Genomic DNA, 9,644 nt, shown 5'->3' with positions numbered 1-9,644 from the left:
CGTTCCGGCTGTTCTCGGTTTCCTTGTTCCGATAATCATAGCGGGTATAACCCAGTTCGTCATCCAATTCAGCGGTGAGACCGCCTTCCAGCACTTGGCGCATCATTTCCTTCATCAGTTCCTGGATGTCATTTGGATCTTTGATGGGATTTTCGCTTAAAAAACTTTCCACTAATTTCCGTCGATTTTTTTCTTCGTTACTTTCGTTTCTTCTTGCCATAATAAAAACCTCCTGGCTAATGTATTTATTCTACATCAACCACGAGGTTTACACAATTTTTGAAACGGTCTCAAACCTTCCGGCTAAAAATATCAGGATATGAAAGCAACCTACCTTTTAAATAGGAAATTAGGCTGATAACTAGATATCTGATGTATTCTATTCGATGTTTTAAGGATTATTTTGACCATGACTTTGTTTATCTGTCTACCCAATTTTTCCTTTTCTGAATGCATTACTGTATTTTCGACAATGTTTATCCAGACCAAGAAGCGAATAAGTTGCAGAAATAGTACCCATTAGATCTCGATTTAGCGGATCCATTACAGCTGAATCCATACCAGCCTTAATAGCAAAGGCCATTGCAGTTTTATTAATGAGTGGACGTGCAGGCAAGCCAAAAGAAATATTGCTAATGGCACCAGTTACATGAATAGACGGATACATTATTTTTATTTGCTTAATTTCTTTTACAAAATTAAGCATCGCATTGTTTGCTGTTGATAAGGCCATAACACATGGATCAATATGAATTCGATTAGGTGTGATGCCATATTTATCTGCTTTCTCCACCATACATCGCGTGATCGAAATTTTTGTTTCTATATCACTCGGTATCCCCTTGTCATCACATGTTAGACCAACAACTTCCCAGGTATTTCCCTGAAGGAGTGGAAGCAGAACTTCACACTTGTCAACTTCTTCCGAAATTGAGTTAATCATCCCTGGCTTATTGGCATATTTAAAAACCGCTTCAATTGCATAAGGATTTGGACTGTCAATACAAAGGGGTGTATCGGTAGCGTCCTGAACGACCTCAATGAGCCATTTCAATGTATCTATCTCATATTCCGGGGCTGTGCTTGCACACACGTCAATGAAACTGGCCCCTGCCTCTGTTTGTTTAATTGCGCGATCGGCTATGAATGCGGCATCTCGTTTTTCAATCGCTTGTTTTACTATGGGTATGGTTCCATTTATCTTTTCTCCAATAATTATCATAATTACTCCTTAATATGTATTAATTTCAAAAGTTTAAACCAAATCTTGACAGATTTTAACACCTTCAGCAGCATTAGTAGTATAAGCATCTGCCCCTATGAACTCACAAGCTTCCTTCGTAACGGGATTACCACCGATGATTATTTTGGCGCCCACACCAGCAGCCTTCAAGGCATCTACTGTATCTTTCATAGAGTCAATCGCCAGAGTTAGAACGCCACTCATACCAATTATTTGAGGTTTAATTTCTAATGCTTTTTTAACAAAGGTATCCACTTCAACGTCAATCCCGATATCTACAACTTCAAACCCCGCAGCTTCGGACATACTTCTGAAGATATTCTTACCAATATCATGCAAATCCCCGTGAACAGTTCCCAAAAGAATGGTACCAATCACCACTGAATCACCTCCACCTAAAACCGGTTTTAATACATTGATAGCTTCGGTTAGTAGTTCTCCGGCGAAAATTAAATCTCCAACAAAATATTCACCCTTTTCGAAAAGTTCCCCGACAATCGCCATTCCAGACTGACATGCGGCTACCGCTTCAAGTGCCGCTGACTCTGAAGGATTTATTTCAGAAAACTCCTTCAACATATCCATCACTTGATCTTCATCAAGATCACCTAACGCTTGTGTTAACACATTTAAATCTAACATAAAAACACATCCTTTCATTTTTATTTGATTATACCATACATTGACATACAATGATATACTTTTTTGTTGACTTATTGAACTTTGAGATATATAATCATACCAAACAAAGCACTATCGTAAAAGTTTTATTTTTACAAGTGTAAATCATTGTTTAGTAAGGAGGCCCTACACTTCACCTTATTACTATTAGTCAGATGCAAATATTGCAATTACGAATCTGTCTAAAAATTAATATAGTGAAAAAATAACATCTATAATATTTTTTTGAAAGGAAGCCTACGGAATTCAAAATTTTTTCAATTTTTGAATATTATTTTACAAACTTAATTAATTTTTTTAAAGGAGTACTAAATGTCAAATCAAGTATTAAGTAAATACGATGAAAAACTCGACCGATTAGATAAATGTGCAAAATTAGAACCAGTTGACCGTGTACCAATTGCAATTGCTACCCTTTATTTCCCAGCTAAATATTCAAATATTTCTTATGATGAAATGTTCAATGATACGAAACAGTACACTGAGGCCGCAATAAAATTTGCAACTGATTTTAATTGGGATGCAACCTGCTTCCTAAGGTCTTTTGATTCAGTAACGCTTGGTTTATCTTTAGCAGCTACTAATCCAGAGCTAGCAATCAATGTGGCAATTGCATCAGTTTTAGGAGGTGGTTTTACACACGATGTATTAAAAGATAACTATGTTTCGCATCCTGGTCGTGAATTGCCCGGAGATGGAGAAGCCCATTTTTTAATAAAAGACACCTTCATTGAACCAGAAGAGTACGATGATTTTATCGAAAATCCTTTTGATTTTCTTTCTGAAGTAATCGTTCCTAAAGTATATAAAAGCCTAAGTCAACCAGGAAGTTCGAGTGCAAATGCAGCACTGATAAAACTTGGACTTCAACTGGGACCAGCACTGGCCAATGTTGGAGATTTCACTCAAAAAATGAAAGAAGTTAATTGTCCACCATGGTATATGGCGCTTGCGCCTAATCCTCTTGATTTTATAGGCTCTTTTGTTCGCAACTTTGATAAAGTGCTATTTGATATTCGTAGGTATCCTAAAAAAATAAAAAGACTTTGTGAAGAATTGACTCCCGTTTTTGTTGCGGTAGGAAAGGCTACAGGTCAATTATCATACGAATTGACAGGGTCCCGCAGAGTATTTATGCCAGTATGGTATAATAGCTTTTTATCTAAAAAGCAATACGCTGAATTTCATTGGCCATATATTAAATTAATCGCAGAAGAACTCATTAAAGACGGTTTTACTCCCTTACTATCTTTTCAAGGAGAACATGATCATTTACTTGATACAATTCTCGAATTACCAGAGGGTAAAGCAATTGCATGGTTTGACCGAACAAATATTGTAGATGCAAAAAAAATTATTGGTAATCATACATGTATAGCTGGTGGCATTTCACCGTCCATTCTGATTGGTGGAACACCAGAAGAAGTTGATTTGCATGTAAAAAAATTATTAACTGAAATGAAATCTTCTAGAGGTTACATCTATACCCTTCCATTTAATGCGATTGGCCCTGCTAAAATTGAGAATGTTAGAGCAATGACAGCTGCCATCCTTAAACATGGCAAGTACTAAAATGTAAATAACCCTTGAAAGACTGCGTAACCCATCCATTAATTTATAACATTAGCGGATGGGTTACTTTTTGTGAAAGTTATATCAATATTAACTCACATACAGCTATAAAAGTTTGTTCAAAAAATCCGGTGTTTGTCAAGATAGTTGATGGATTTTATTGATTTAACCTTTTGATTCTGCAGTTGTATGTTTTTCATCATTTTCTAGATTTAACCAGACCTCATCTTCCAGTGACCAGTACCAAATTGATTTTGACCAGCGTTCTGGGTGTTTTTTGCGGGCAGCCTCATAAATGGCAGTTCGGTTCCAGAATCCCAAAGAAGCCTAACTATTTTGTGTTATCTTGACTTCTTAGTTTGTCAAAGGAATTACGGAATGAATATTAACGTTTACTTCAAACTCAAAGTTAGAATGATCACATTACTACTGAAATCCGCTTTAATAGAGTGCGAAAAATGGACATTTATGTTTAATTGTGAATGTTCTTTCTGGGTTGTAAATTAAAGTGATCTACCCAGAAAAATTAGATAAATATGCATTGAAATCGTATCAGTTTTGTTCCTATTGACAAGTTGCTCGCTTTATATATGAACACGATTTGGGTTCATATTATATTGTTGCTCAAAATATAATGCACGAACATCCAGTCAATGACGATCATTTACCAAAAATATTTGAATATAATTTGGTGTTTCCAGTAGCAGAAACTGTGAAATTTTTATATAAACTACTCAAACTTCGCACATAATAATCGTCCAAAACCATTGTAATTCCGATGTTACGGGCATAAAAATAGCATGAAAACACCAGATTTGTTATAATTGAATTAGCGAAAAACAAATAAACAACCTGGAGGCACATGCTATGAAAATTATAACACAAACCTGCGCAGACTTGAATTCCAATTCTAAACTGGTTACACGTTTTTAAAAAAATATCAGGTTGGCCTGCTTTTAAAAACATGCAATGCTTATAAAACCAAAGGTTTTTCAGTCATTTCGGTTTTTGAGTATCAGTTGAGTGTCATTTTTACCAACCGATCGATGTACATGAATTATGTGACCAATCACCATTGTCCGGAATGTGGAAAAGATACGATTTATCGCTTCATGAACTCCCCTAAAATCCATTGGCAGAAGTTTACCACGTTGCTGGCCGCCCGGGTGACCAATCAGAGTCTTACCATGAATCCCGGGAAAATGTTCTGATTGTAGAAGATACCCTATTTGAGCGAAACCGCTCGAAAAATGTGGAGCTGTTGTCCCGCGTCTTTGACCATGTGAAGCATCGCTATACAAAAGGATTTCGCCTGTTGACGCTGGGGTGGTCTGATGGGAACACCTTTATTCCGGTTTCCGGTTCGCTGTTGTCATCATCCGATGATAAAAATCTTCTGAAAAAGGCTGATGACAGTCTGGACAAACGCAGCATTGCAGCCAGACGACGAAGCCAATCGGGACGTAAAGCGACGGAAGTGATGCTTGAGCTGATCCAATCTGCCCTGAAATCAGGGATCAGCGCCAGCTATGTACTGTTTGATACCTAGTTTTGCAGCCCATCCTCCCTGATTGTCGTAAAGAAAATCGGGATTGATGTCATTGCCATGCCAAAGAAGACACCCAAAATTCACTATCTCGTTGATGGCGAAAAGAAATCTGTCAAAGCCATCTATTCATCCTGCAAAAAACGTCGGGGGCGATCACGATACCTGCTTTCAGTGGACGCTATTATTCAAAAATACGACATCACGATACCGGTCAGACTTGTTTTTGTCAGAAACCGGAATAAACGAAATGATTACCTGGTTCTGATTACGACCGATCTCACCCTTTCTGAAGATGACATCATCCGCATTTATGGAAAACGCTGGGCAATTGAAGTTTTCTTCAAAGTATGCAAGTCCTATCTGAAACTGACAAAATCCTTCAGAGGACTGTCTTTTGATGCCCAGACAGCTCATGTTGCCATTGTTTTTACGCGCTACACGTTGTTGTCACTGGAAAATCGGTTTAACCTTGATGTTCGCAGCATCGGGGAATTGTTCTACTGGTCATGTGATGAACTGGCTGATATCGCTTATCAGGAGTCCTAACTTCTTTTGATTGAGCTGATGCTGAGTGTTTGCCAGGATATTCTTCACCTCAGTGATGAAAAAATGGGCGCATTACTCAATCAGTTCCTTCAGAATTTGCCAGTAATGATAAAAAGCAGCCTGAAACCTTGTGCATGAATGGATATTCTTCAAGAAAAACGTTTTGTATCAACAGTTTAAGGTGTTTTTAAAATGCGAAGTTTGAATAAACTACTTTTTGTTATAATTACCATTAACATGGTTAAGCTTGTCAAACAGTATTGGTGATAAGGTACAAGTAACCACAGCAGTTAGAATAATGATGCTATTAAGGCTAGATTCAATAATATTCATTTTGCAAGCAATAGCGCCAGCAGCAATAATTAGACTAAGTCTTGAAGATAGGATAAAAGAAGCTGCACTCGATTCTAAACTACTATATTTCAGCCTAATTACTATGCTCGAGACATAATTAACACCATAAATTATAAAAACAAATAATGGTAAGAGAACTAATGTTTCTCCTTGTGAGATCAACTCAAAGATATCTAATTTTGCTCCAACGAGAACAAAGAAAATTGAAATAAATATTCCATATCCAATTGCATCAAGTTTCTCAAAAAAAAGATTTCCATCCCTTTCACTGACAACGGACATTAAAAAACCTGCTAGAAAAGCTCCAAGTATAATTTCGGTTTTCATAAAAAGCGATATTACAATGAAAAAGAGAAGAATTGCATAACTAAATCTTACAATAATTTGAGATGTGCTCCCTCTTAATTGCGAAACATTTTTATGTGATACAAATTTATGAGATAGTCTCGAAAGTATTAAGAAAAGCGGTATAAATAGAATTATCGAGATCAAGTCCATGAATGAACTTTGATTCACCCATGATGTATAAACAGAAAGCATAATCATTGTAGCAAAGTCAGAAATAACAGCAGCTATAAGGATCATTTGCCCATAATCAGAATTCATCAAACCTTTTTCTTTTAGCGTGGGAACAACGATCCCGACTGCGGTACTACAAAAGACCAAAGTAAAAATAATTACATCTGGCACAACCCCAACCTTCATCAATAAAAATGAAATTGAGAAAGATAACGTAAAGCAAATGATAAAATACATTATACCTATGAAGGTAGGTTTTCTAATGATTTTTTCATTTAGTTCTCTATCATCATTTTTTAGTAGTTTCAAATTAATTTCCAAACCAGCTAAAAACATTAAAAATGCTAGACCTATCTCATAAAGGAAGTCAAGTTCAGAGCCAATATGAATTAAGTTGAAGCCGCTTTTTCCTATAATGATCCCTGCTAAAATCTCTCCAACTACAATTGGTATTCTAACAATTTTTATTTTATTCACAATTAAAGGAACAATCGATGAAATAATAGCAATTATTAGAAGGGACACAAACGTTAACATTTCTTCTTGCATTCTTTTCTCCTATTATTTTAAATTTTGACATACGTTATTATACAATAACATACGATGTATGTCAATGTATGTCAATGTATGTTATTATTCAATAAAATATACTGTAGCCTATATTATCTAAACAATGTATTGCAATATACTGTAGTTCTATGTTATTATTTTGCAGAGGAGTGATTATAATGACTGATTTATTAACGGTTACTGAAGTTGCAGTGTATTTACGTACGACAACCACTACTATTTATCGATGGCTAAAGCAGGGAAAAATACGTGGTGTAAAAATTGGAAAAGAATGGCGAATCCATGAATCGTCTTTAGAAAACTTAGTATCTGCTTTTAGTGAGGACGATTCTATAAAACAAGATATTTGGAAAAATTTATACAACAATGAGCATTTAATGGTCATTGCCAGTACTCGAGAAGATATATTCAAATTAGAGACTTCGTTTTTTCAACAGGCAATAAATAGAGGTAACAAAATGGTTAAAGGTTGTTGGTGGCAGGATCCTGATGAATTAAGAGAAAAATATAAAACGAACGGATTAGATATTGAAATATTAGAAAAAGAGAATCAATTAAAAATAATTGATTTTAATCAATCATTCAAAACGAAGGGGATCAGCGGACCAATAGAAAATTGGAAAAATGAAATTGAAAGTAATATATCTGGAACACTTTGGGTTTCAGGTTCACCTCATATAAATTGCTGTGAAAAAGAGAGCGAATTGATTCGTTTTGAATCTCACTTAAATGAAACTATTAAGAATATGTCTGTAATTGGTATTTGTCCTTACAGTATTGAAGATTTCATAGGTGAATCATTTAAAAATTTAATTCACTTAATGGAACATCATAGTGGCACTTTATTTTTCAATGACGAAAGTTCGATAATTTTGCGGAATTAAAATTTCGATAATTTTATTATGCGAATATAAAAACGGCGAATCCCGCATCGTTATGGGAGACTGTAAATAATTTTGTGTCAGAGTAGAAAATCCTTCCAGATTAATGATAAAATAAAATCAATCTGGGAGGATTTTTATTATGGCAAGACAACGAAAACTCACCAAATAACGAAAAGAATTGATCGGTCAACTTCTGGCAACCTATCAACCGGAGGATGCCGGCGATGTTCAGTCCATGCTAAAGGATCTGTTGGGTGATACGCTCCAAGGAATGCTTGAAGCTGAACTGGAAGATGATCTGGGTTATTCTCGATATGATTATGCCAATAAGGAAACCGATAATCGACGTAATGGCTACAGCAAGAAAACAGTCACTTCATCGATGGGGGCTTTGACGATCGATATTCCGAGAGATCGGGATGGCGAATTCGAGCCTCAGGTTGTAAAGAAACATCAGACCGATATTACGACGATTAAGGATCCAGTCCTGTCGATGTATGCAAAAGGGATGACAACCAGGGACATAAACGAACATCTACAGAATGTCTACGGAGTGGATGCCTCACCCACAATGATTTCAAAAATGACGGATAAGATTCTACCCATCGCAAAAGAATGGCAAAATCGGCCGTTGTCCAATAAGTATGCAATCGTCTTTATGGATGCGATCCACTACAATGTCCGACAGGACAATGCCGTCATTAAAAAGGCGGTTTATATTGCGATTGGTACGCGATTGGATGATACGAAGGAAGTCATGGGCATGTGGGTAGGTGGCAACGAGAGTGCTAAATACTGGCTGGGTGTACTCAACGAAATAAAGAATCGTGGTACTGAAAATATGCTCATTGTCTCTTTTGATGGGCTGACCGGTTTTGGAGATGCCATTCATGCGGTCTTCCCCAATGCGGAGATTCAGCGTTGCATCATTCATCAGATCCGTTATACCACCCGTTTTGTTTCATACAAAGACATCAAACCATTTATGGCCGATCTGAAATTGGTTTACCAGGCCAGTCACTGAAGATATCGCTTTGCAACAGTTGGAAGTACTGGAAAATAAATGGGGGAAAAAATATTCCAGTTCCATCCGCTCGTGGCAAAATAACTGGGCGGATTTATCTACATATTTCAAATATCCCCGGAATTGAGAAAGCTGATCTATACGATCAATGCGATTGAAAACTTCAACCGGCAGCTCAGAAAAGTGACCAAGAGAATGGTCGAAAATTCTGGAACAGCTTTTAATTTATTTTGAAGACAGAATTAGCTCGTAGACGTCGAATAAGCATGGCAACATCAAAGGGGCTGTCGGGAAATAGCCTCAGCCAAAAAGGGAGTTTGATGGTCAACATCAGACTCCCTTTTGATTTTTTGGCAAAGAAAAAAGATGGCTAAAAAAACCATCTTCCCTCCGTTACACATACAGAATATAATGTAACTACACATGAATACATATTATACAGAATTTTTCGAAAAAGGACAACAAAAAATAAATTTCAATCTGTATCAGATCGGTTTGCCATCCGACGATCCCGTCTTTACCCTGAAAAAAGTTTTGGAGGACTTAAACTATGCCAGTCTGCTGGAAAAATATTCACATCAGGGAAGAAAAGGATACAATCCGATTATGCTGTTCGCCGTGCTGGTTTATGCCAATATGCGGGGTGTTAAGGCAATTGACCGGATCGTAGAATTATGTCGACGCGATATTGCCTTCATCTGG

At 36.6% G+C, this 9,644-nt stretch carries 8 protein-coding genes and 2 pseudogenes; 6 read left to right on the top strand and 4 right to left on the bottom strand.

The window, feature by feature from the left end; genetic code table 11:
• The 3 genes and pseudogenes from A3KS_RS0116690 to A3KS_RS0116680 form a co-directional block, all read right to left on the bottom strand.
• Positions 1–220: pseudogene (locus A3KS_RS0116690) on the bottom strand (IS256 family transposase); the annotation flags it as partial.
• A 207-nt stretch (positions 221–427) separates the two neighbouring features.
• Positions 428–1,222, bottom strand: coding sequence for a methyltetrahydrofolate cobalamin methyltransferase (locus A3KS_RS0116685; RefSeq protein WP_026395868.1), 795 nt, complete (start codon positions 1,220–1,222; stop codon positions 428–430).
• Between the two features lie 33 nt (positions 1,223–1,255).
• Complete coding sequence (locus A3KS_RS0116680) at positions 1,256–1,885, bottom strand: cobalamin B12-binding domain-containing protein (RefSeq protein ID WP_026395867.1); 630 nt, start codon at positions 1,883–1,885, stop codon at positions 1,256–1,258.
• A 351-nt stretch (positions 1,886–2,236) separates the two neighbouring features.
• On the opposite strand from A3KS_RS0116680, the gene A3KS_RS0116675 reads away from it, so the two are divergent.
• The 3 genes from A3KS_RS0116675 to A3KS_RS24055 all read left to right on the top strand — a co-directional run bounded on the left by A3KS_RS0116675 (position 2,237) and on the right by A3KS_RS24055 (position 5,591).
• Positions 2,237–3,496, top strand: a complete 1,260-nt coding sequence (locus A3KS_RS0116675) for a uroporphyrinogen decarboxylase family protein (RefSeq protein ID WP_026395866.1) — start codon at positions 2,237–2,239, stop codon at positions 3,494–3,496.
• Between the two features lie 1,132 nt (positions 3,497–4,628).
• Entirely contained in the window at positions 4,629–5,045 is a 417-nt protein-coding gene (locus A3KS_RS24060; RefSeq protein WP_242834787.1) for a transposase, read from the top strand.
• A gap of 57 nt (positions 5,046–5,102) precedes the next feature.
• On the top strand, positions 5,103–5,591 hold the full coding sequence (locus tag A3KS_RS24055; RefSeq protein WP_242834786.1) for a transposase: 489 nt from the start codon (positions 5,103–5,105) through the stop codon (positions 5,589–5,591).
• A gap of 210 nt (positions 5,592–5,801) precedes the next feature.
• On the opposite strand, the gene A3KS_RS0116660 is transcribed toward A3KS_RS24055, so the two are convergent.
• Positions 5,802–7,013, bottom strand: coding sequence for a cation:proton antiporter (locus A3KS_RS0116660; protein WP_026395864.1), 1,212 nt, complete (start codon positions 7,011–7,013; stop codon positions 5,802–5,804).
• 179 nt (positions 7,014–7,192) lie between these two features.
• Between A3KS_RS0116660 and A3KS_RS0116655 the strand changes: the two genes are divergently transcribed.
• The 3 genes and pseudogenes from A3KS_RS0116655 to A3KS_RS21715 form a co-directional block, all read left to right on the top strand.
• Positions 7,193–7,918 carry an MEDS domain-containing protein gene (locus tag A3KS_RS0116655; protein WP_026395863.1) on the top strand — a complete coding sequence of 242 codons (726 nt, stop codon included), beginning with the start codon at positions 7,193–7,195 and terminating at the stop codon, positions 7,916–7,918.
• 178 nt (positions 7,919–8,096) lie between these two features.
• Positions 8,097–9,195 (top strand): annotated as a pseudogene (locus A3KS_RS21720) (IS256 family transposase).
• A 170-nt stretch (positions 9,196–9,365) separates the two neighbouring features.
• The coding region (locus A3KS_RS21715; RefSeq protein WP_026396217.1) for a transposase at positions 9,366–9,644 on the top strand (279 nt) is incomplete at its 3' end.

Origin of the sequence: Acetobacterium malicum subsp. dehalogenans DSM 11527, assembly GCF_000472665.1 — a bacterium.
In the GTDB taxonomy this organism is placed as follows: Bacteria; Bacillota; Clostridia; order Eubacteriales; family Eubacteriaceae; genus Acetobacterium; species Acetobacterium malicum.
This window is presented reverse-complemented; position numbering and strand designations above follow the sequence as displayed.